The organism is Aureibacter tunicatorum, from assembly GCF_036492635.1.
Classification (GTDB): Bacteria; Bacteroidota; Bacteroidia; order Cytophagales; family Cyclobacteriaceae; genus Aureibacter; species Aureibacter tunicatorum.
Genome location: NZ_AP025308.1, coordinates 172,163 through 196,851, shown reverse-complemented (window position 1 = coordinate 196,851; position 24,689 = coordinate 172,163). Strand labels below are relative to the sequence as shown.

The window sequence follows — 24,689 nt, the reverse complement described above, 5'->3', positions numbered from 1 at the left end:
ATACTCAACACTAATTCTCAAGTTCCATACTCTCTACTGAGAATGTGATACTCTCCATGGTTGGACTAGAATCATTTGCATCAAATGATCCCCATTGCCATGAAGTAGGATAGCACATTTTGCAAGTATAAGTTCTGCTAGGACTACCTTGCTCATCTAATTGCTTGATTGTAATAGTCGCACGTTCAAATGTATTAGAGGAGATTTTCTTATAAAGATCATCATAAGTCGTGTCATTTTTAAACTGACCTTTCGACAAAGTCAAATCTCCAAAAGAAGGCTTTCCTGGCATTTTCACATCATATCCGGCAGGGTCGTTCCCAGCTCTGTATTGGTGACTTTCAACTTGCATGCTTGGCAAGTCAACTTTTTGGAATCCTATCTCACCATCTAATCCTGAAATTTCTACGCTAAAATAGTTATTCGGGGTGGGGCGCATTGAGGAGTCCTGCGAAGCGCCATTATCTTCAGCCATATTATTCTATAATTTTGAGGTTATGATTTTTTATTCAAATAATTTAAAAGATATTCAAAGACTACTCTTCTCCACCTTCTCCGCCTTCATCACCGCCACCGGCTCCAGCCATCTGTTGTTGGAAAGTAATCACGATGAATTCAGCAGGTCTCGACAACGCAACTCTAACTTCTATTCTCATGATACCATCAAGAACATCATTAGCTGTCATAGTTGTACCTAAACCAACTTCAATGTTGTAGGCATCTGATTCAGAAGCACCAACCAAAATTCCACTTCTCCAGAATCCTGTCATTGAATTTGAAATCATCGACTTGATGTTAACCCATGTATTTGGCGTATTCGGCTCGAACACATAAGACTCCGCAGCATTCTTCACTGTCTGCTCCAAGAAAATAAGAGCTCTTCTGACATTGATGTATCTCCAGTCTTGAGAGTTTCCATCCAATGTTCTAGCACCCCATACCAAAACACCTTTGCCTGCGAATGTTCTAATTGCATTAACCGCTTTACCATTCAATGGCAAGTTCAAATCCTCTTGATCTTTGCTATTGATATTAACCGCAGGAGAAACAACACTTGATACACTAACATTAGCTGGAGCTTTATGAACGCCAATTGAAGAATCAGTCAAAGCGTAAACACCAGCCATTGCTCCAGAAGGAGGCAACAAGTTGATTTTTCTCTTAACATCCGCCAATACCTGCTTATACATTGGCGAAACAGCTTTCAATGTATTGTGAAGGTTTTTAGCATTCGCATTCTCATCAGTCAATTGTTGAACTTGAGCCAAAATAGCATTTGCTCTTCCTTCATCCAATCTTCCAGCTTCTTGAGACGCATTAACTTCTTTAGTCAAGATGTCAACAAGCCCATCTACATTAGCGATATTTTTAAAGTCGATTTCGTCAGAAGAAACAACAGTAGTATTCAACCAAGGGTAATAAGCCGTTCCATAACTAAGGAAGTTATCCCCGACAGCCTCTCTAAATTGATTAACAACATCTTCCTCATCCAAAGTTCTTTCCTTGAAGCCTTCATATACATCAAGAATAGCAACTCTGTTTTTCATTTCATTTCCACAGTGATTCAAAATCGCTTGTTGAACCGTGTAAAAATCCTCTTTAGCTAAAACAACAGCATCAGGAGCTAAAACCATTGTAGGCTCATTTTGCTTAAGTAAAGCTTTCAAGCCACCACCTGTTTCTTCTCCTAAGATGTCACCGCTTTTCACTTCTTCTTTGTAAGAACCTACTGAAACGATATAGCAATCTCCTCCTCCATTAGCAAAGTATAGCTTCAAGCTATGATAAAGCTTGTATGCAGATGCAGCGTCAACTTCTAGGTTATACAAACCTTCATCAGACGCGCTAATATTGAATTTTACTTGAGGAGCTCCACCGAACAAAGTATGAAAATCGCCCAAAGAGCTAATTCTTGTCGGTACATTCTTTAAGGACTTGCTACCTCGCAAGGCCTTCTCAGTATACCCGATAAAAGCAGGTATAGCTGTAGCCACTGGCACGGCGGATCTTGAAAAAGCGCTTTTTTCTTGAACATACACGCCGGGAGTTGAATACACTTGCGCCATAAAATTAATTTTACAATTTAAAGTTACAATAATTTAATTTCATCTGTATAACAGCACTCTATAACCAATGTTTAAATATTGTTAAATATTTTTGCTATATTTATATATTTACCATCAGCATTCTTCTCTACAGTAAGGTTTGAAATGTCAGGGCGGGGTAATTCAAGTGTCATTCTTGAGATAGTTGTTTCCAGCTGCTTAGTCAAAATCAAGTGTGGAAGTATTCCATAAGACTTTTTAGCAGGCAAACTACGATTGGAAATAAATTCTGTGTAATTTCCATCTTTAGCGTCTAATTCAAAAAGCAGTCCAGTTTTGTCAGACAAATCCACTTCCACATTATCGAATTTGGAACGACTATCATTTATTATATATTTCCAAAAATATCTCTTACTATTAATATATAGGTTGATTTCGACAGAAGAATCAAATTTCAAATTATTCAAAGGAAGAATAACTTGTATAGTTTGTTTGATAATTTTGTTTTGTGGAAACAAAGGTTGCATTAAAACATTATTGTCATCCTCATTCGCGTCTTTGACTAAGTATTTCCTAAACTCTTTTTTACCGTCAGACTCATCAAGTTTTTCATAAACTATCAACTTCTGGGTGTCAGTCTCGGGCAAATCGCTTATCGCTGAATGATACACTGGTAGTGGAACTAAGGAAATGATTAATGACAATTTTCTTTTAACCAAATCCTCCTTCAGTATATCTAGAAGCTTCTCTTTGGAACAAATGCTATATACTGAACCAATTTTTTTGCTAAAAAACTGATAATCAACTTCCTCTTCTCTTTCTTCATCAAAAAGACTGAAACGGATATCATACATGTTTTCAACAAAGGCATCGTAAAATTCATGATGCACTCTAAAATTGAAAACTTTAATATAATTTTGAAGCATTTTAGAAAGATCTAATTTCTGGTATATCGCTAAACACAATATCATTGCTAAAGGTCAGCATAGATACTTTATAAATGACTGATGGCATATACTTGGCACCAAGCATACCCCAAATGTGACTTAATTCTTGTAGAGAATAACTTTGAAGCTCAAAAATCAATTTATTGGACTTCTCATAAAGATCTGGAGTATTGTTGGGAGTGAATACCTTTTTTTGGTTAAAAAACAAGATCACTTGAGAAACTATCTTCAATGACTCTATGTAATTCTTTCCAGTAAAAAAAGAAGTGAATATCACCTCCATATTCACATGAAGCTCTTTCTTTGCTCCTGGCTTCATTATCCCCATATTGGATTTCAACGAACCTTCTTCCTCAATATTCAGTAAAGTCAATACAACCTTGTTGCTTCCCTCAAAAGCCAATGTTCCATCTTGATTGACTAAATTAGAGACGAGCACCTTTTTTTCATCAAACTGAAAGTTCAAGTTCAAATAATTATTCAATTCATTTGCTACAACACTCAATACATTGTGTATCATGATTCTTTTTTCTTATTGGCAATAGTAATTATGGAAGCTCTCACCAATCTCAAAAGATAAACACTAACCATTCCCGAAATGAAACCAACCAAATATAATTCAGTAAAAAACACACTCTCATCAAATGTAATTTGCTCACCCAAAGTCCTCAAGTCCAGCATCCACAAGAATATAAAACCTGAAGGGATTCCTATCATGAACGCCGCAATCAACCAAATGAATTCTCTTGCAAAAAACTGCTTCATTGCATACAACGTTTATCATATAAATTTGTAACGAAATATTTCAGTTCGTAAGGGTTTCCTTCCTCGCTCAAACCAAAATGCGAAGCAGTCTTCAGTTGCAAATGATATTCATTTACTCCTCCAACCCACCTTGCCTTGATTCTATTGAAAGGCCATCCATAATACGATTGATTGATTTTTATAGATCCATTTCTTGCGCCATAAGCGCAAACTGCATTGACATGAGCCAATACATACTTTCCTCTACCCTTCGGCCCGGAAGCCTTAGCCATAATTTCAAAAGCTGAATACTCGCTTAAGTCTGGAATAACCGTATGCCATTGACCGTCTGCTGGAATGGTGCCTTGAGCAAAATTTCCAATTAAGCTTTCAACTGACAATGCGCCTCTGATATCCATTTCTGACTTAGGGCTCATTGTTCCAACACCAATGTAATTATTGTCCCTAATAAACAAAGAAATTTTATCTGTATTCAGATTTCGAAGACCAAACCCCTTATTCTGATTTTTAGGATTCATAACAAAAGACCAATTAGCCTTCAAGTCTTTAATATTTTCATAAAAGCTAACTAATTTATCAGAGTCTCCAATCGTTGAAACTTGCAATCCATCGTCGGAAGACTTAGAAAAACCATCGTCAACTTTATTGACGCTTGAATCTATCAAATCAGAAAAATTGACTTCGGTTGGAATATTCCCTTTTCTGAAAAAAGATTTAAGTGTTTTTCTATTCAACAATGACATATCTAAATTTTAAATGAAATTTTACTTACTCCATCGTCTACTCCATCACCATTACCGATTTCCTCTTCTGAATCATCACCGCCGGAAACAATAAAATCAGCTCCAATCCTCATTTTATCCAAAGAAGACTTCTCAGGACTTATCAAGACTTCTTGATCTATTATCTCAACATCATGATCCAATGCAGATACTAATAGGCTTTCGGGATTTATTGCCCTAATTTCATTTGACATGCTTTCAACAGAATCAAATTTAATATAGCCATCACCATCTTTTACTAGATGTATAACAGATAGAGATGTTATATGTTTTATATATTTTCTACTATTAAGGAAGTTTATTATCGATTCAAATGATATTTTACGGTTTAATAGAATTTCAGCATGCTTGTCAAAAAACCATGGGGTTAAAAATGAAAATATTTCTCTTTTCATTTTACTCAAATAATAACCATTTCTTTGACTATCGTCAAATTTAACTTTAAATCTCAATTGAATCAGCTCATAAGAAGGGTTCTCTACCGACAAGTCTATGTTGTTTGCCTTATAGGCGATTATACTTTTACTGACGCTCTTAAGAAATAAATTGTCGAAAAATGGGAGATAATACTCGTCTGTAGTCGTATAAGGAACTAGTATCATTTTCAAAGAAGTCTTGGTATTATACCCAAAGACACATCTTACATTCTGAAAGCTATTTAAAATGTACGTTTTAAAATCGTATTTAGTAATCAAGCGATTTTTATGATGAAGCCTTTCGCTTAATCTTCTATAAAACTCTCCTTTAGCTTCTTTGAGTTTTCCTTCATAAGAAGGAAAAGGTTGAGAAACAGATGATATTTCTGGATAGGCATCTGCAAATTTTGTGATACTATCTTCAGAAATCGATGTTTTCCATTCGACTTCCTCATTATCATTATGCCAAACAGCGCTTAATCCCTGAGTTTTTAAAAGTTTGAACTTAGGAAAAACACCCTTGCCTCTTACTGAAAGCGAGATCCAATACAAGTCCGGAGGCATTAAGGTATTATTCATTGTCCAATCATCAGGCAGTCTTAATGCTATAACCCCAGAATTAAGAAATGAATTAGTAGTGTCCAATAGAAGCATATCTTTGCTGAAATGATGCCAAACATCATTTGCCAAATACGTCCATTGAAATGACAGCTCTCCATTGGTCACTTCATTATTATCTTGAAAAACCTCGAAGTAAAGATATAAGTGATTTGCCAATTCAGTATTTGTTAAACCTAAATTCAAGTATCCATCAGCCTTGAATTGAGGCATCATAAAAGGCTTGTTCAAACACTTCTTGTCATAAATCACCAGTTCCCCAAAGGGATAGATATGCTTAAATAAATTAGACTCATCCATAATCGACTTTTCATGAAGATTCTTTCTGAGTTCTATTTTTTCATAAGCTTGATAACTAACATTAAAACTTTTCAATGAAGGAATAAACGGCTGTTTAGGATACTTGATATCTTTTTGACTATTTGGCTTTCCAAAATTCAAAAAAGATGTCTTAGCCTGATTCATCGCAGACTCTGCATAAATATTTGAGAATACCTCCGAACCAAAACCATCATCGGGACTGGACAATTCAACTTTAAAATACCCTTTTTTAGTATCGGAAGAATACTCCTCGGCTTGCGCGAAGCTGTTTTCATCTTTGGATATAGGAAACTTATTCAAATCTACGCTATCCACACTCAGATGGCTATTAATATTCGCTCCTTCTCCTTCAAATATTTTAAACGTTTGCCTTTCGGAAAATGGAAAAAATTTATAATCATTTAGATATGAAATCGTGCATTGAAAAGAGTCATTATTAATGCCTATTTCATACTCTTTATAATGTTCTTCGAAGCCATTTTTAGGCAGATTTTGCCATTCCATTTCAAAAGATAAATCAGTCAAATTCTTGCAAACAAACTCTGGGTGTCCAAATAAGAAGTAACTGCCTTTTTTTGGAGTGGCTCCAAAAGGATAAAAAACTTGGCTGGTGTCAACCTTTCCTAATTCATTGTAAATATTTGGATTAGCCATATTCTCAACCTCGACCGCAATTTCAATGGCATCGACAATAAAGTCCTTGAACAAGGAATAAGAATATGAAATTTTATTTCTTCTTGCTAAAAATGAAATCTTTGGCGCCTTGCTTCCTTCCAAAGCGGTAATTGATGAAAATGAATAGTCCAATTCTACATATATGTCGAAGTATGTTTGCAACCAATCTTTAGGCGGAATTATCTTATATTTTTCTACTCTTTTCCAACCATTCTCAGTTGTTATCTTCAACTCCAAACTCTCGCTCATCATAGCGTCAAAGGAAGCATCCATGCCTATTTTCTCCGAATTGCTATAACTTTTCAACACCTCGACAAAAGACAAAAAGGAATCTTGATTGATAAAAAACCTAATATTTATCACTCTTCTTCCGGATGATAAATAAAGCACGCTGGAACAGAGTTCAAAGCCCACATCGCTTTCATCCATGCTTTTATATTGATCCAGCAAATCTATTTGATCTCTTCCAAATAACTCCAAAGGCTTTCCATTATATTCCAACTCATTAAAGTCATCCAATTGACTCGAATAAATTCCTGTGACAAATGAATAATGGTCGAGATTGGTATAATTAGGATTGCTAGCGACATTGGAAATACAAACCTTGCTGATTTGGATGTTATTTACATACACATCATGATCAAGCGAATAAAAAACATCTTCTCCTGATGGTGTGGAGCCTGCTTCTACAATAGAACCTTTGGTAAGCAACAATTCGCTTGAATCATCATTTAATTCTAAATAAAAATTCACCTTGTCAGGTATAGCCCCTATCCTATTCTGCTTAAGTATTTCTGAAAAAAAATAATCCAAATGACTTTCCGTAAATGAATTCAGTCTTTTTTGTATGGTCTGATAAGACTCTAAAAAAGCCACCAACAACGCAAAATCAGGGTTATGCGTTCTATTTTCGTAAAGCGACTCAAGCAACAAGCCATTGGAAAATACGAGCAATTGGTTTAAATGCTGATAAATATTATTGAAAATAATATTGAGCAAATTAAAAATATCCTTATAGCTCTCAAGGTGAACATACAAGCTTACTTCCTCTTCAAAGACCAAGTCCACATTATCCCCTTGAAAGAAAACATCATTGTAAGAATGTTTTATTCTGTAAATGTCAGCTTTCGTAAACTTCTCAGCTATTTTGATAAACTTCTTGAAATCATAATTTAGATTCTGTGTTATCAAATTATATAAATATTGATTCAATTCCTCCTCCATCGGATCTCCTACTTTCAATGATCCCACAAACCATTGATCCAATTGAAAAAATAAATTATCAATAAAGCCCAATACTTGAGTGATTACGTCGACTTGCTCTTTCACGAGGCTCGTGTAATCCAGCCTTTGACTTAAAACTTTCCACTCCTTTTCAACATCATTAAGCTTAATAGATACAATTCGAGATAAATCATATAACACATCATTTTCAAAGAAAAACCTCCAGTCTCCATCAACCTTATTCGATTTGTCATAGTATCTAACATACTTAGATACTTTCTCCAAATAAAGAATCAAATCATAGATTTTTCGATCATCAACTTTGAAACTATTCACATTCAACGGATGATTAGCCCCTTGATGCCTGAACAAGCCTCTTTCACTTTGAAACCAATTATTAGACTCTGTCATATGATTATGCTATATACCTATATGGCTTGTTCCTCCAACGAACAACGCCTATTCATAATCTAAATCAATATTTGTACCTTCTTTGAAATAAAATGGATAGACCAAATTTGTCCTGATATTTACTTTTCTTATCAAGTAATATAATTCGATTCTTATAATCCCTTCCAATTGACCTGAAGTATCTATTTCCACTTTTTCCAATGAAATTCTTGGCTCAAACTTTAGAATGGCGTCTTTGATCAAGTCATTCATAGAGTTGATCGTTCTACTATCTATAGTAGAAAACGACATGGCTTTTAGGTCGCAACCAAACTCTGGATTCATCAATCTTTCACCCGGGCTTGTCGATAAAATAATATGCAAGCTCTCGGCTATATCATTTTCTTCATTTACCATTCGAATACCGTGTCCTTTGCCAAATGAAGGAGGAAAAGACCAACCTCTTCCTAAAAATGAATTTTCATTTCCCATTTATCCGATAAAAACTGTAAAACTTCCTAATACAAGACTACCGCCATGAGAAGAGGGATCTCCTAATCGACAGGCTGGTTGATTTTGGATAAAAACCGTAAAAGATCCTAACAATATACTATCAGGTTGGCCAACACAAACAATCTGATTACCCAGAGTTGCTGCTGGCAATTTCTCGATTAATACAGTTGGACATCCCGGGCCAACAATAGGTCCTCCCACATGGGGGACAATAATCTCTACATTTGGACATGCGTGCATATCCGTCAATCTAGCTGCTGGAGGCATAATTATTTTTTTTATTAATAATGTTTATCACGATTAGTTTTTTATGGTTTTCTTAATCATCCTCCCTTGTATTCCCTCCAAAGGGAAAGAAAATGGTATAAAAAATCAATCGTGATAATGTCTAATTTATAAATACAAATGTTCCTTTCAGAGTCAAAATACTTGAAGAGGATACTTTCGCTTCCAAGCCTCCTTCAGCTTCAAAACTCAAATCAGCTTTGGCTGATACATTAAACCCCTTCAAACTGACTTCACCGATATCGGACTTGAGATCCACCCCTGCCATTCCAGCAGCCTCAAAATTGTTTTTCGCATCAACTTTAAAATCTTGATTTGCTGAAAACTCAACTCCGCTACTCCCCATTTTCATCGAATTTTGATTTGAATCTTCTAATGTGATTCCTTTGCTATTATCGCTGAGAACCAATTTATTACCACCAGGCGTTTCAAACGAAATCTCTTTACTCTCATCATCAAACAACATTTTCAATCCTTTGGGACTTTGAAACATTTTCTTGGCATTGCTTGATGATAATTTCTCTGGAGAAGAATTCTTTTTGCCATAAATAGAACCTACGATAATCGGAAACCTCGGATCTCCATTCTCAAAAGCCAAAACAACCTCATCGCCTTTTTCAGGAACAAAAAACAATCCAGCTCCGCTAGAAGCATAATCCTGACATAACCTAGCCCAAAGACCGTCTCCGCCGGCTTCAATCGATGGCACATCAACTAATAATCTTCCTTGGCTTTGAGGGTCGCCATCCAATTTATTAACTTTCCCTTTATGCACTCCATCTATTCTTGGCAAGGAAACAGCCCAATCTGAACCGTCCTTGAACACGGCTCCCAAATTAAAATCATCAAACTGCAAACCAATATAAATTTCGGTAAACCACTTTCCTGATTTCAAAAAATGTCTATAACCTGACACATAAGCAATGCCATTGAATTTCCCTCCAAAACCTTCTAATTGAACACCATCATTAACTCTTACCTCTGCGACTCCCAATGTCAAAATTTTTCCTCTTATCGAAGACATTCTTGAATAAGCTATAATCCCTGAAGCCCAAGCTTTAAGCTCCGAAGACTCTATAGGCAAAGAAGATGTTATTTCAAAAGGCTTTACTTTCACCGCGCTTGCCATAGTTTTAGCCGACACACTGCTTTGCCCACCCACTTTCAAATCCTTGGATGAGCCATCAACCGCTTTCAGACTTCCCGAATCCCATGCCGAAACTTTTACTTGATCCAATTGTCCTACTGCGTTTAACTCACAATCAAAGTCTAAGACATTCATCCCGTAATCCAAAGAAACAGCAGGCTTTTTCGAGACTTGCGGTTTAGCTACTTTTACTTTTGAATCCGGAGTTACTTGAATCACCAAACCATTGGCTCTCGCTCTATTTTTAAAAAAATCCCAATCGCAACTGTTATATTGAACCAAGTTTTCATGCTTTACATCCGTTGACTCCACGCTTGCTGTCACACCATGATCTTTAGCCAACGACGACATTACTTCACTGTCTTTTTTCCCTTTAAAAAACTGGCTTCTAACACTGCCTTTCATCGAAACCATCTCATGAGAGCATTCAATAATAAATTGGGACGCTACTTTACGACTGCCATACCTTTTGACCCGAACTTGCAACGAAGTAATAACCCCCTCAAAGACCTTTGTTTCTTCAGTATGATATCCAAAACTCAAACTAACTTTAGCTCCATGCTTGAAATCGCTCAATTCGCTATTCGGAAAAGTTCCTTTTTCCATATCTCCATCAAGCATGACAATTTTTGACACAGGAATTCTGTTAAGCCTATTCTCTACTTCCAAGGATACAATTTGAAATTTGTCATCCAATGTCTTGCCCCCTACACTAACAATTGCTGTTGCTAAATCTGAATTGCTGTCAACGAGTCCTACGCCCATGATTTATTTGTCTAAAGGTGGAAAAATCAATCTTTGGCCCGGCTGCATGTCAAAAATCGAGGACAATTTATTCAATTTTGCCACTGCCAAATAATATTTTGAACTGCCATAAATTTGCCTGCACAAAACGGGCAACTGATCGCCATCTTTCACTTCGATAATGTGAGTCAAATCCGGTGAGCTATTATTGTCATTAGAAGCTTTCTTAGCCGCATCAACAAACCCGTTCAAGCCCATCACCACTTTAGCTCTCACAGGCGATCCATCAGGAGCAAATGTCATATATGAAATCTTCATCTGGGCAAGGGTACCTGTGAAATTCAACTTTTTGCCCCAACGTATTTTCAAATAATTCGGCGTATGAATTTGACCATTCACCTCAGCTGTCAGCATTGTCAAATTCTGAATATCCGTATACACATCATCGCATCCCTCTACAACTCCCGTAGCGTCCACAATGAACTCAAAAGACATTCTTTCCGCGTATTCATTGGGCTTGACATCTGTTATGACTTTGCCTGTTGCCAATAAAGCAGGTTGTTGTCCTAATTGTTCATAACTGTGATGAATTTCTTTTGGATTGATCTGAAGCTCATATTTCTTGTCCGTTGTCCCGGAGAACTGCGGATTATCATAGGCTTCAATGGTTAGCTTCTCAAGTTTCGTTGCCGACTGCCCACTACTCGCCATAACACCTCCTTAAAAGTTTAGTTTACGAAGCTTTATCTCCAATCTCTCCAACACCTCCGCAATAATCTCTTCTCTTTGCTCTTCGGTCATTTCCCCAAAGCTATCGTTTGAGCTAGCATTAGTTGCATTGCTCTCAAACTTCGCTTGTATCACAAATTCATCAATCTTTACAGGCATATCAAATCTCTTTAAGTACAGTAAAAATATCTAAATTAATGCCAAACTAAATGCTCACTCCCTCCTTGCCATACTCCTTCTTGATTCCCATTAGAAGCGTGTTCAGCGTAACTTCATTCTTTTTATTCTTCACAGCCATTAGCGCGCAATACCTCAAGACATTGATAATTGCGCCACCTGCCAAATCATATTTCTGTGAGATTTCTCCTAAATCGACATCTTCCGCCAATTTCAAATTAGAGAAAGCATTTTCCCATAAACTCAAGCGCTGGGTAGGCGTCGGTTTGGCAAAATAAATCATCGACTGAAATCTACGTTGAAAAGCCGAGTCAATATTATCTTTTAAGTTTGTCGCCAAAATGATCACCCCGTCAAAGTCTTCTATCCTCTGAAGCAAATAAGCCACTTGCTGGTTTCCGTGTTGTTCATTGCTTGATGAAACATTTTGAGCTCTTTTTCCAAATAAAGCATCGGCTTCATCAAAGAAAAGGATCCATCGCTTATGCTCCGCGATGTCAAATATGCTTGATAGGTTTTTCTCTGTTTCTCCAATATACTTTGACACTACTTGAGAAAGGTCTATTCTATACACGTCTCTTTTCGCGTACTTTCCAATCAATGAAGCGGTCAAAGACTTACCTGTACCCGGAGGGCCGTAAAACAATATTCTGTAGCCTGGCTTAAGAAATTTTGAAAGTCCCCATTCATCCATGATCTTATCATTATTTTCCAACCACAGAATAATATTCTGCACTTCCATCGATACCGATTCTTCAAATACCAAATCCTCCCAATCGAGCTTAGTAGACAAGAGTTTTGCGGGAAACTTGCTCGTATACCTTGGCTTAAATGCCTTTCCATGGATCAAATAGCTAAGATATTCTTCCGTGATCTTAATTATACCGCTTATGAAAGTATCTTTTTGATCTTGATGCTCCAATGACAAAATATTATACTTTTTGAAAGGATGGTCCTCCTTAAAAAATGCCATCACTCGCACTCTCAAATTCAGATCATTTCCCGCGACCACGAACAATCCTGTTTCTCCAGTAGGCAGAAAGCCTCTGAAATTGTCTGAAACTGTGCCACCAAACTCAGTAAACTCCCTGTCATACAGCTTATTTTTTGTAAAAAAAACATCCAATAAATGGGGCATCATATAGGGAATCAAACCAAGAATAATGACTAGCCTTTCCGCTCTGCTAAAGGCAAAATTATTTATTACTCTTTCGTATACGGAATTTCCATACCTAATATCTGGAGCAGGTATATCATAAATACTTTTGTATTCGCATGTTTCTCCGAAATACAATTTCATCCTTACATCCAAGACTTTTCGGAACCATTGCATCTCAGCTTCCAATGCTGATATGTTTGAATTTATTTCCATATCACTTGAATAATTTTTTCCATCCAAGGCAAATCCACAATCGATACTACCCAAGGCAATTCGTCCAATAAATGATCAAACTCTGCTTTTGGAATCGTAAGTTGCCAAAATGTGTCGGCTTCCATCAATTCTCCATACCTGGAAATAAATGTATCCTGAACAACCGAAAACTCTGCCTTTTTCATGCTTTCCCAATTAGCAAGCATATCTTCTTGTACTCTATGCATATAATCCAATTCCTCGTCTTTTAGCTCAATTTCAAAGTCTAAATATTCGCTAAACTCCAAGCCTGCAAGCGCCTTGTTAAGAAGAAGGTAAGGTTCTCTTTTATTTACATTATTGTCTACAAAATACTGTAAAAGCCTAGCCATTCTTCTTTGCGAATTCTTATCGATAAATTTTTTCTTTTCTTCATCTAGAAAGCCCATTTCAAATGCCATCATTTTAAAATATGGCCACAAAATGATTAATCCAGCATTTGAAAGCTCAATAAATTCTTCTTTATGTGTAACATCTTCTTCATTATCTTGTTCGAGTTCATCAGAATTAAAAACTTCCAAGACTTCTTCCATCGCTTCCCGATCATTTTTATCAGTCTTTATAGCTTCATCTCTTTCCAGTATCTCAGATAATAAATCAAACACTCGCTTTGCTCCACTTTCCACACTACTATTTTCGCTCATTTTGAAGAATTCGCTTCTCTTTAAAAGCAATGCCTCTCTTTTAGTAATCGCTTTCTGAAGCATATTTGAAATAGGGTTGTTTGTCTTTTCTATTTTCGGAAGCAAGCGCAATAGTTTTGATTTGATATTTACTTGTTCCGTTTCAGCTATATTAATTTCATCAAACATCAAATAAAGCATAGTAAAAAGCTCAAGATTCTCATCAGGCTTCACAAATAGTTTTGCTATCGAAAAAGCTAATCCTATACCTAGACTTGCTTTAATATCAATTTGCTTAGAAAACCACTCGACTAAGGCTATCTTAAATTTATCTTTGCTTATTTTTAACTCATGCTCCAGCTGTTTTTCAAAATCAACTGCATCTCTGGAAAACGGCAAAGGGGGCACTCCATTTTCCATGTAAAACATCAACGCTTCAATACTATCTATTAAAAGCAGAGGTTCCTCTTGAACACCTTCTACTCCTGATTTATCATTTTCAATATTGCTAACTGACTGAACAAATGGGTAAAGTTTTAAATTCGCTGATATATTTTCATAAAAGTAGTCTACCAAATGTTTCCACTTACTTGAAGTGATTTTATTCTTAAGCAATATAAAAAAGCGCGATAAAAAATTATCCAAGTCATTAACTACAAGCGCCAAATAAAACAAGTCCTTTTGATAAACTGAATAATTTACACTAAACTTTTCAAGTACATCTACCAATAAACTTATCAAGCCATACCACTCCGGTTTGATCGTCTGGAAGTATTCCTTGAATGAAACTAAAGAGAGGTTTTTAGAAAGATCAATTGAAAATTGCTCGCTTATTTTTTTATTTGATCTTAAAAAATGCCTAACATCATCATTTAATACCTCCTCTAATGAATAATTCGAATCATCCTTTCCAGATGTTTTTTCATATACAAAAACACTCAAAGGTATAAACTCACTATCTCCCAACTTGACAAAAGTAGATTGTGGCAAACTATAACTTTCCGTTACTCCATTTACCAATAAATGTCTTTCGCCGATAGTATCTTTTAACTCACTAACAGATAAGTTATTGACATTTAATATCAGTTCGTTGAGCAACTCAATAAATAAAACTTTCGACTCAACTGTTAAGAGTGATTTATTTATGACGAATTTATCACTAACTTCCAGTGTAACAGCGCTATTTATAAAATTATCAATCGCCCTCTTTAAGATACTTATCGGTTGCCTATTCAGTATAGCATTCCATTTATCTTTATCCTTTTTAGCTAGATTTCCGAGAGCTTGAATATCAATTCGATCCAACCGATTCACTAACAAAAAAAATTCCTTCTCAAGCAACTCCCAATCTTCTTCCTTTAAGATTCCCACAAGCCTCTCTTCAAATGGCTGGTCGTTATCTTGAGCATGATTAAATCCTTTCGCATTTATTATAAGGCCATGTTCTTCGCTTATTATCTCTAATATTTCTTGATTGAAATACGGATAGAAAAAGTATGCTTTAAGAGATTCAAGCATAAAAGCATGCTCACTATCTTCATGTATATTTTCTTTCTTCTCAATCCCAATACTTCCAAATACCTGCGAAACCAACTTCTTTAAGGTTTCTGTATTCGCAAATAATTGAATAGCCTCGAAAGCTTTTTTCTTTTGAACAGTACTCGATTGCTCAAGCCAATTTGTTCTCAATATATTTTTTGAACTTATTTTATGCCATAATGACAATAAGCTTTGCTCTTTTTCCTTTTCATAAAAATTTGTATCATTTACAAACTGCACGATTCTCTCTTTCTTCTGAGACTTAGGCAAGTGATTGAAAACTAGTGCGAACAAATCAGAAAATAGATCTTCTTTTTTATTCTCCTCGCTTTCATACTTTATTAAACTCGCCAAGTTCGCTCTATAATATGAGTCTCTCTCAAAAAACACCTCTGCCAAAAACAACGATAACAAAGGCAAATCAAACAAGGTCTGAAGTGTCTTCTTTTCCTTTTTTGAAAGATATCTGGAGAAAACCATAGAATCAAACAAAACATGTCGCTCAATCTTAGACATATCCCAAATACCAATTCTAAACGAAACGATACTTTCATTGCTCATTCGACCTAATTTCGAAAGAGCAAAATCAAACTTTCGCTCTTGAAAGAGAGAAACAACAGCATTCCTATTCAAAACAAACTCTGAGTATTCTCCCGTTAAATGCATAATACTCGGAGCTATGTCTTCTGTATTTTCCTTTCGTTTGATAAATCCTACAAAAGCCTTAAGCTTCCCTTTTCCATAATTACTCTGATAATCAATCCAATAATTCAATAGTTCACTTGCATCCAAGCGTCGCAATTGCTTGAAAAAATAAGCTTCAAAAAATATTTCTTCAAAGCGAAAAATTAAATCCTTTTTTAATTCAGGAATCACTCCTCCGACTTCTGTGAGCGTAAAGACCACACTTTGTAAATTGGGGATAAACAGCGTGACAAAATCTTGCACATTGATTTTATAATAAGCGATGATTGTTCTCAGCGTCTTCAAACCTTGAAGTGTTGCATTTAAATAAAACTCTGAGTATTGTTGCTCGGAAAGCTTCAGTTTCAATATCTCCGAAACTGAGTCAACCACTCCAAAAGAATTCTCAAATTCTTTCTTTAAATTCACTATAGAGGTAAAATCAGACGTCAATCCAATTTTTTTGAAAAAACTATTTAGCCATTTTTGAAAAAAGTCTTTAAACGATGCCTTTCCAGCATATGGCACATAATATTGATATACAAAGCGCAAAAAATTTCCGCTATTAAGCGCCTCTTCATCAATAATTGAGAATGTTTTTAAAGCCTTTGTTGCTTCCATAAAGCTCTCTTCAAGCTCTTCGGAATCAGTAAAAATATCTTTGAGAATAGAAGCAATTTGAAAATCATCTAAATAATCTAACAACTCAAATACTGTTTCAGGACTTTTTATCAGTACTTTATCCAAAACCTCTTTTAAATGTTCCTGATGAAAAAACTCTGTCAACTTGGTCTTTACAAAAATCAAATCTTTTGTCTTGGATAACTGAATGATCTCATCAGCTTGAGTCAAAAAAGAATTAGCGACATCATTTCCTGTTCTTTTGACAATTTCAAAATAATTAAAAAAGTCATCTCGTTTTTCAAGAAATAATGCCATGAATGGATTGTCAACTCCACTTTTATTTTCCAAAATTTTGATCAACACTTTTTCAAAATCTTGCTTCAGAAAACCTAAGCTGATTACTCTTCTTCTAAATCCTTCATGAAATTCTAGAAGAAATGTTTGAGTCAGCAATTCTTTGCCTTTTTTATTTTCATCGATAGACAAAGGCATGTAATCCATCACCTTATCGAAATAATAAAAACCGTCTGTGTTATGAAAGAAAGTTTTCAAAAGGGTCATCTGTTGTTCTGAATGAAAAGCCATTTGAATCAAATTTTGGCTTTTTGAACTTTGATAAAAAATCCTCCTTGCTTCATTCACTGCCAAATCATCTATTAAATATTCTGCAAAAGGTATCAATATCGATGAATCATTCAGCTTTAGGAAATATTCAATTTTATCATCTCCAGTTTTTAGCGCCCTCAGTTTTTTTAGCGAATTAGAAAGGCTGTTATCTTGAGCTATTGAAGTCAAAATACGCTCCACTGCCTTGTCTTTAAAAGTTGTTGTCAACCACTGTCTATAGGCTTCGAACGAATCACGGATTTCATGATTTTCGAAGAACCCAAGTAGGATAAAATGGAAAACACTCTGTACTAAGTCAAAATCTTCAGGTGTTTCTTCTTGAGCATAGGCAATCATTACTTTCCAACCTTGATCAATCGGAGCTAAAAGGTCTAAAGATTCAACCTTATGTTTTGAGTCAAGATCCTGACCTAATCTATCAAGATAAAAATCCCTTTTCGAATAATGCCAGCCGATCTGAGCAAATTTCAACAAATCTCCTGACAATATGGACTGAAAGAAAACTCCTTCCACAGACATGCCTCCGGGAATAAAACCTTTATCCAAATAATAACCAATTCCCGTCTCAAAGCCCATTCTTTTCAATGATCTCATGGAGTGCGACTCCAACAGGTATTTCTTAAAGTCCTGCTCATCATAAGATTTGGCAAAAAAATAGTCATCTTGAAATGAACGCCTCTCCTCTTCAGGCACATGCTCGATTAACAATTGAGTCCATCTATCAAACACATCCAAACTGAAAGACTTCAATGACTCATTAATTAGAAAATATTGCAACGTCAACCTTTCTCCTATTAACCCATAGCTTTGCTTGATCAAATTCATCTTATTAATCATATGATTAAATCGATCTTTCTCTTTGAGAAGGTGAAAATATACTTGCGCGAATTCATTAGATTCGACAAAAGCAGTAGTTAAAAGATCTTTTTTAAATAGTTTTAACCAACTGATCAACTGAATATTTAATACTGTTGGAAATCTTCTCAATATTTTGGACGAAGACAATGAATCTTGACGATTGATAGCAGTCTTAAGAAGAATAAGACTTTTTCGAATTTCTCCAGTATAATAAAAAGTAAAAGAAGCAATCCAACTCATCACAAACTCTTCGCCGGATGGTTTTCTGTTTTCCTGTTTCCAAGTTTCAAGAAAATAGCTCCATAATGAATTATAAAATTCTTTTTTGCTTAATCCTTCAAAAAGAGAGAATTCATCATAAAATTCCTTCCAATCAATTTCAATGTTAAAAATTTTATTTAATGCCTCTGCGGAATCATGTTGAATCATATACTCAGACAAAGCCTCCGAAATAATCTTTAATCTTTTATCATCAAAGTTTTCTCGATCAGATAATTTTCTTATTACATCATTATCAGTTGCTCTGGCTTCTGCTATGAACTTTTCAAAACTTGTTTCTTCGCCTTTTAAAATACTTTGATTCGAAAGCCTATCGATTAACTGGCCGGCAAGTCTTTTCTTCAAAACTTTTTCATCCGCTTCAGAACCCTGATTTTCACTGTTAGAGCCACTTGGAAATAGATCAAGTAATTTATCCATATCCTTTTTATGAGAACCGGACACTTCTACAGAAAGCTCTTGCAAAGCAACTCTAAATTCTTCCGCTTTCAAGGGCTCTTGCAATGACTTGATATTACGATCAATGATTTTAGCTTGGACTACTGGCGATACAAATTGAAAATTTTGATTAAACTTTCTTAATTGAGGAAAAATATCGTTTCCTGTCCAAATCACACTTGAGTATGCTTTCCAAAATTTTAAATAATTGCTTTCAACAATTTTTTTCGAAGAAGCTTGGCCTCTGAAAATTTCATGCGCTAAACTCTTTGATAAATCAACAGACTGAAACTGATCAAACGATTCTCCAAGAACTTTATACTTGATCAAAAAATCTTGAATAGCATTTGCCTTGCCCTCACTAATAAAATCAAATAACCACTCTCTTTCCAACTCATTCAATGTAGAAAAATAATTGCCTTCCAAAGCTGAAAATATTAACCTCTTTAATAATGAGACGGGTAGGCTATTTTTAAAAAATGTTAATCCGCTAATCAAGGAAATACTACTTTCGAAATAGTCGATATCGGAGACATCACATAAAAAAACCATTGAAATTAACTCTCTAGCATGCGCTTCACTAATATCTTCAATATATCGGCTTACAGCTAATCTTGCATTCAGATAATCGCTTTTATCAATATAACTATGAAGCTCTTTATTCCTTATAATACTCGATAGCTGAGATATATTTTGACCCTTTGAAGCAATTTTTTTGCTAAGCAATTCTATAAAGTCATTAGTTTTGGAGTCTTTTTCCGACTCTTTTTCAGGTTTTGCTAATATGCTAGCATCAGCACTTTCGCTCATTACCTCTTCAACTAGTTTTTCTTGATTAAACTCATCAGCATTCCTTAACTTACTCAGCTCTCTTTCAATCCACTTTTGAACAACTTCGCTATTAATCGTTGCCCTCGCTGAACCTTTAATAAAATGAAACAAGGATTTGCGAACATCATAACCACCGGACAGTGTTGTTAACACTCCAGTGCCTTTAATATATTGATATTCTTGACTTTCAAACCCACTTAGTCTCTTTAATAGTTTTAATTCTTGCTGTTCTTTTGTTATGTACAAGTCAAAGAACTTTCTTTCAACTTCATTCCAAAGCCATCTTGATATCAACTCATTATTACTAATTGGCAAACGTTCTAGTATTCTTTCAAATAAAGTGAAATCATTAGAAGAAGTTGCTCTTTGAAGTTCAAATAGCGAAGTATAAACTTTTGCTGATGTCTTCAACGAAACCACTTTAGGCAAATACTCTTCAAAAATTTCTGAATAAATCGGACGCTGTCCAGTGTTAAATGAACTAAATAGTGATTTTGAAAAAATCTCTTGTTCAAACTTTAAAAGCGACTCCTTCGAGTACTCGACTTCTTCATATTCATGAACCTTTAGAAGGTTTTGACTTAAATGCTTCAATGGCAAATTTATAGATTTTTGTAATCTTTGCTGAAGCTTCGAATTTTTCAATTCCATCAATTGTGCAACTGCCCATTGCGGTTGCTCTTTAACGATAGGTATTTGCTTCAAAAGGTCCAAAATATCAGAATCTACTTCATCAAGCAAGCTTGTCAACGCAGAGGAAGAATAAGAATGGCGTAATAAGTAATTTTCCAAATGTTTTTTAAGAAGCTCTCTCCTGTCTTGACTTTCCAATAAAGTCATTAGTCTCTTCACTTCTTCTTTCCATTGAGCATCTTTTAATGTCTTTGCTTTAATTATAATTTCATTAAAATATTCCCTTTTCTCCTTGTCAATACTAGAAATATTAGAGTCTAGCCATTCATCAATTTCTTTAATCTGAAAGACAAGCAAGCTTCGCTCGAAAGCAAACTCAATAAAGTATTGAAAGTCAACATTTAAGTAATCAAAAGCATTTTCGATTCTTTGTATTACAACAGCTTCCTCGCTTTTTATATTTAATATTTGGAAATACGCATGTGCAAATTTTTTATTTTGCAATGCAATTTTAATCTCTGTAAAAGTTACATTTTTATAAAGCCTCCTAGCGAAATCAAGCCTATTTTTAACACTCACAACCTTTATAATTTGAGTTGCGCCATGAATATCTCCAGAAATTAAAGAGTCCTTAAATGGTTTAAAATTAAATTCCTGAACATAATTCGAAATGATCTCATTTTCTGTTAATAGTCGAGGTAAAAGTTTATCTTCGGCAATCAAATTCTTCTCTTCCATAGACCTAATAAACCATTCTTTGAAATATTCTTTTATGAGCTGTATGGAAGCCTTTGACAATTCTTTTTCATCTTTCATTTCTGAGAATAATTGTTGAAAAAGACTCAAAGAATGCCCGGAATACTTTAAAGCCAAACGCAAATCTTCAACATTGGACTTGCCTTCGATCAAAGTTAAGTAATAATCAGAAAGCGATGAGTTTATCGTATGTTTTACAAATTCTTCCAAATCCTGAGACATCGCACTCATAACTAATAAATCACCTGCCCTAAATCCTTCCGGCAATACCTCATCATTCAAAAACTTTGAGATAGCCAAAGATGAAACTAAAGGATTTTCCACCCTCTCTACTTCTTCAAACTCTACAAACTCTGGCTCTTCTCTTAATTCAGGAACTTGTTGAAACAATCGATCTTGCCAATATTCAAATTCGTGAGCTAAATCCTCTGTCTTTTCAAAGCTTGGTTTTCGATAAAAAATAGAGTGATCAAAACCTTTTAGCAAATGCTTGCGCCTAACTTTATTCAAATTTTCAATTTTGATAACCAAACTTTGCTCAAATCCCATGGCTTGAAAAAATGCCTCTTCAAGTTCATGTTTTTCGACAACAGTATAAATTGAAAACTTAAAAGCGTCTTTATCAAAAAGCTTTTTTCTACTTTGTTTTTTTAAACTGCTTAGTACTCTAATGAAGCTTTGCGTCTCACTTGCTTTCCATAATAATACGCGATCAAAATCCTGTTGAAATTCATAAAATATTTTTGCTTTTCCCTGCCACTCAGATAGTGTTTCGCTTTTTTCAAATACAATCAGCTCTTGATTTATTTTTCTTGCCTCTTGATATACATAGTCTCTAAATACTCGTTCAAAAATTTCCTCATATTTTTTTTCATTTGAATAAAACTCTATTAAAAAATTGCTTAACAAAGCCCTTAAATAAATGAATATGCGATTTGAAGAGCCTGAAGATTGATCATCAATAAAATTCAATACATCAATCATTTCGTTTAACTCACTAAAAGTTCTTTCCAACGCTTTTTCAATCCAATTAATTGGCAGACGTCTCGTCAAGTACTCTCTAAGTCTTTTCCTCTCCAATGGCGTTTTAAAATAAGCTATGAACTTAATAAAGTCATGTTTGAAAATGACTGCCTTTATCCCTGTATCCAAGTCATAAAAGGTCTCATTATTCTCCTTCAAAAAATTCATCACCATAAATGACATAAAAGTCACAGGATCAACTACAAATTCTCTCTCATCACTAATAACGTTATTACTTAAATCACTAGTTAGTACTTCCCAGTAAGAACTACTATCTAAACCGCTTTCATCCAAAATACTCGTCAAGGAATCAATTATCGAATCAGGTTGATTACTATTCCGACGAACAGCTCGTTGATAAAGCTTTCTTCTTATGTTTTCAGCAGATTTGTAATCCCATAACTGAACATAATCCAGATACTCATCTATCCGATTAATAACTTTCGAAGAATTATCATTTAAATTTGACATTAAAGCTTTCTTAATATCTTCCTCTGAAGTAAATCCAATTATTTGGTCCATCAGGAATTCATTGCCAACGCCTTTCAAATGAGATAAAAAATCAGCATATAAGTTTTTTGAAACTAATAATTTCGATAGCTTTTCTTGATAAGAAATTTCATCTTGTTCGTCATTATCAAATGCATCAATATTTCTTAATTGGAAAAATTCATTAGCGAACTCTTTAATACCCTTGCGATTCGTTTCTTTATCTTCATTTTTAATTAATACATCATTATCTTGATCGAGCTCATCCATATACGATTTAATGCTCTCAACCATTTGTTTTTCAGACTGTATATTGTCTTGAGACAACATATAGAATACTTTTTTAAATAAATCGATATTGTCCTCATGCAAACGGGCGATATCATGGCTTTGCGATTCAAATAAGAAATCACCCAGAACTCTCTTTTCCCTCAATAAGAACCTATAGAGCTTAAGCCTATTCGCATAACTCAATGACTCGTAGAGATTAGTCAATAACAAGCCTGCGTTTTCTTGATCCAAAATCAATTTTATAAAGTCAAAAGCTTTACCTCTTTCCAAAAAATCCCCAAAATCTTTTTCAAGCTTTGAGTATTTGACAATTCCTGCACTAGAGAGCTTTTCAAGAAACTCATCTACGTCAAAACTTACACTTTCGTATTTCTTCGCTTGTTCCAACGTCCTTTTTTTCTCCCTTTCAGGAGTAGAACTGTATTTAAAAAAAATCGAAAAATCTATACTGCCGTCTTTGTCACTCGTTCGCAAAACTTGAATAAGATCAATCAAAGGCACCATTAATTTTACAGAAATTCTCTCTAATATGCTTTCATACCTCTTCTTGACCATTAATGTCGTCAATGAAACATTTGTTGCAAAATCAATCAATTCCAGATCAATGACTTCCATTAAATCAGCCTGATCAAAAATGGTATTATGAAACAAAAGCTTCAGCTTTGACAAATTTTTGAAATAAGTATAAAATGAGTTTCTTCTCGCTTCCTGTTCAAGGCTATCTTCAAGATTTATATCACCTTGAACTCTAAGCAATTTCAACAATCTCTTTCGGGCATCCTCACGCAATACTTCTGATCTAAAATAACGCGCTAAATCAACTCCTCCTATTAAATTCAAACTCCTAAAAAGCTCTGGAATCATGTTAAAGCCATTCAAATCATTCCATGAAGGCAAGAATCCAGTTTTCAAATAATGAATTAGCAAGTCTTCATCGGTATAAATAATCTTATACCCTGCCTTTACATATCGTGAACTTTTTCTATGTACTCTTTGAATTACTTGTTCTTCGGAAAGCGAGGTCGCGTTTAGCAATCTAACAACCTCGAACCTGTTGATTTTAAATTCTTTTGATAGAAAGTTCGCGAAAAGATTATTAAAAAAACTTCTATTAATATCTCTATCCGATTTCAATAAGAACACATGAGTCAAATAATACAACTTGCTTTCAATGTCACCCCGCGATGACGCCTCTTGAAAATTTTCAGACAATGCCTCTATCGCACCTAAGATGTTCAAACTTTTCAGACGTCTAAACTGCTCTGGAGATTGCTTCTTCCAATAGGCTAAATAGTCTTCTTTTTCTATTACCGCAGATACTCTTTGATGCTGAGATTTATTAAAGTCCTGTGTATTGAAGCCGTTCATTAAAAGTTGCTTATCATCCAGCAACAATTTAATTTCATCAACTCTTGAGATGACCCCCGTCTTAAGGTAATGCTCTATTCTCTCCTGACGACTAATCTCTTCTACCTCTTTCAGCTCCTCCAAATTTGGGATCTTCTGTTCCACGAGCTCATCCACTAATTCCTTAAGTGCCTTTTCAAACACTTGTACCAACTGATCCTGGGATGAGGTAATCGACAAATTTCCCAAGTCCAAAGTCAGACGACCGATTTCAACATTTGCATCCCCAAATTTCTCCGTCAATACTTTGTCAACGATTGGCTTCATTTGATGATCAAAAGTCATTTTAAACTCTCTCATCAATTGATCTCTACTACCAATAATTGAAGGGTCTAAATCTAAGACAACCTTTTGGGTCAATATGCGATGATGTTGTTTCATAATAATAACCCATCTTA

The 24,689-nt window shown here is 34.9% G+C and carries 14 protein-coding genes; all 14 read right to left on the bottom strand.

Translation table 11 applies throughout. The features are described from left to right. Window positions 1-10: 10 nt before the first annotated feature. Entirely contained in the window at window positions 11-475 is a 465-nt protein-coding gene (locus AABK36_RS24310) for a phage tail protein (RefSeq protein WP_309942608.1), read from the bottom strand. A gap of 61 nt (window positions 476-536) precedes the next feature. Next, entirely contained in the window at window positions 537-2,066 is a 1,530-nt protein-coding gene (locus tag AABK36_RS24305) for a phage tail sheath family protein (protein ID WP_309942609.1), read from the bottom strand. 71 nt (window positions 2,067-2,137) lie between these two features. Further along, window positions 2,138-2,971, bottom strand: a complete 834-nt coding sequence (locus AABK36_RS24300) for a hypothetical protein (protein ID WP_309942611.1) — start codon at window positions 2,969-2,971, stop codon at window positions 2,138-2,140. 1 nt (window position 2,972) lies between these two features. Beyond that, window positions 2,973-3,512 carry a Pvc16 family protein gene (locus AABK36_RS24295; protein WP_309942613.1) on the bottom strand — a complete coding sequence of 180 codons (540 nt, stop codon included), beginning with the start codon at window positions 3,510-3,512 and terminating at the stop codon, window positions 2,973-2,975. Further along, the gene (locus tag AABK36_RS24290; RefSeq protein ID WP_309942615.1) at window positions 3,509-3,757 is read right to left on the bottom strand and encodes a hypothetical protein; all 249 of its coding nucleotides are present in this window, start codon (window positions 3,755-3,757) and stop codon (window positions 3,509-3,511) included. The genes AABK36_RS24295 and AABK36_RS24290 overlap by 4 nt, the downstream gene beginning before the upstream one ends. Further along, window positions 3,754-4,500: a hypothetical protein gene (locus tag AABK36_RS24285; RefSeq protein ID WP_309942617.1), complete on the bottom strand. Its 747-nt coding sequence runs from the start codon at window positions 4,498-4,500 to the stop codon at window positions 3,754-3,756. Before AABK36_RS24285 ends, AABK36_RS24290 begins: the two co-directional genes overlap by 4 nt. Window positions 4,501-4,502: 2 nt before the next feature. Further along, entirely contained in the window at window positions 4,503-8,204 is a 3,702-nt protein-coding gene (locus tag AABK36_RS24280) for a hypothetical protein (RefSeq protein ID WP_309942620.1), read from the bottom strand. Between the two features lie 48 nt (window positions 8,205-8,252). Continuing rightward, window positions 8,253-8,675 (bottom strand): GPW/gp25 family protein, encoded by a 423-nt coding sequence (locus AABK36_RS24275; RefSeq protein WP_309942623.1) that lies wholly within the window; start codon window positions 8,673-8,675, stop codon window positions 8,253-8,255. After that, entirely contained in the window at window positions 8,676-8,963 is a 288-nt protein-coding gene (locus AABK36_RS24270; RefSeq protein WP_309942625.1) for a PAAR domain-containing protein, read from the bottom strand. It lies immediately after the preceding gene. A gap of 121 nt (window positions 8,964-9,084) precedes the next feature. Beyond that, the gene (vgrG, locus tag AABK36_RS24265) at window positions 9,085-10,893 is read right to left on the bottom strand and encodes a type VI secretion system tip protein VgrG (protein ID WP_309942626.1); all 1,809 of its coding nucleotides are present in this window, start codon (window positions 10,891-10,893) and stop codon (window positions 9,085-9,087) included. Between the two features lie 3 nt (window positions 10,894-10,896). Next, window positions 10,897-11,583, bottom strand: a complete 687-nt coding sequence (locus AABK36_RS24260; RefSeq protein ID WP_309942627.1) for a CIS tube protein — start codon at window positions 11,581-11,583, stop codon at window positions 10,897-10,899. A gap of 9 nt (window positions 11,584-11,592) precedes the next feature. Beyond that, window positions 11,593-11,760 (bottom strand): DUF5908 family protein, encoded by a 168-nt coding sequence (locus AABK36_RS24255; RefSeq protein ID WP_309942630.1) that lies wholly within the window; start codon window positions 11,758-11,760, stop codon window positions 11,593-11,595. A gap of 46 nt (window positions 11,761-11,806) precedes the next feature. Continuing rightward, window positions 11,807-13,150 (bottom strand): ATP-binding protein, encoded by a 1,344-nt coding sequence (locus tag AABK36_RS24250; protein WP_309942632.1) that lies wholly within the window; start codon window positions 13,148-13,150, stop codon window positions 11,807-11,809. After that, window positions 13,141-24,672 (bottom strand): contractile injection system tape measure protein, encoded by an 11,532-nt coding sequence (locus AABK36_RS24245; protein WP_309942634.1) that lies wholly within the window; start codon window positions 24,670-24,672, stop codon window positions 13,141-13,143. Before AABK36_RS24245 ends, AABK36_RS24250 begins: the two co-directional genes overlap by 10 nt. Window positions 24,673-24,689: the final 17 nt, after the last annotated feature.

Excerpts from the sequence above, each read along its gene's own strand:
- AABK36_RS24310 (WP_309942608.1), bottom strand. The coding sequence starts at position 475 with ATGGCTGAAGATAATGGCGCTTCGCAGGACTCCTCAATGCGCCCCACC.
- AABK36_RS24245 (WP_309942634.1), bottom strand. The coding sequence starts at position 24,672 with ATGAAACAACATCATCGCATATTGACCCAAAAGGTTGTCTTAGATTTA.
- AABK36_RS24260 (WP_309942627.1), bottom strand. The coding sequence starts at position 11,583 with ATGGCGAGTAGTGGGCAGTCGGCAACGAAACTTGAGAAGCTAACCATT.
- AABK36_RS24280 (WP_309942620.1), bottom strand. The coding sequence starts at position 8,204 with ATGACAGAGTCTAATAATTGGTTTCAAAGTGAAAGAGGCTTGTTCAGG.
- AABK36_RS24275 (WP_309942623.1), bottom strand. The coding sequence starts at position 8,675 with ATGGGAAATGAAAATTCATTTTTAGGAAGAGGTTGGTCTTTTCCTCCT.
- AABK36_RS24270 (WP_309942625.1), bottom strand. The coding sequence starts at position 8,963 with ATGCCTCCAGCAGCTAGATTGACGGATATGCACGCATGTCCAAATGTA.
- AABK36_RS24290 (WP_309942615.1), bottom strand. The coding sequence starts at position 3,757 with ATGAAGCAGTTTTTTGCAAGAGAATTCATTTGGTTGATTGCGGCGTTC.
- AABK36_RS24255 (WP_309942630.1), bottom strand. The coding sequence starts at position 11,760 with ATGCCTGTAAAGATTGATGAATTTGTGATACAAGCGAAGTTTGAGAGC.
- AABK36_RS24250 (WP_309942632.1), bottom strand. The coding sequence starts at position 13,150 with ATGGAAATAAATTCAAACATATCAGCATTGGAAGCTGAGATGCAATGG.
- AABK36_RS24295 (WP_309942613.1), bottom strand. The coding sequence starts at position 3,512 with ATGATACACAATGTATTGAGTGTTGTAGCAAATGAATTGAATAATTAT.
- AABK36_RS24305 (WP_309942609.1), bottom strand. The coding sequence starts at position 2,066 with ATGGCGCAAGTGTATTCAACTCCCGGCGTGTATGTTCAAGAAAAAAGC.
- vgrG (WP_309942626.1), bottom strand. The coding sequence starts at position 10,893 with ATGGGCGTAGGACTCGTTGACAGCAATTCAGATTTAGCAACAGCAATT.
- AABK36_RS24300 (WP_309942611.1), bottom strand. The coding sequence starts at position 2,971 with ATGCTTCAAAATTATATTAAAGTTTTCAATTTTAGAGTGCATCATGAA.
- AABK36_RS24285 (WP_309942617.1), bottom strand. The coding sequence starts at position 4,500 with ATGTCATTGTTGAATAGAAAAACACTTAAATCTTTTTTCAGAAAAGGG.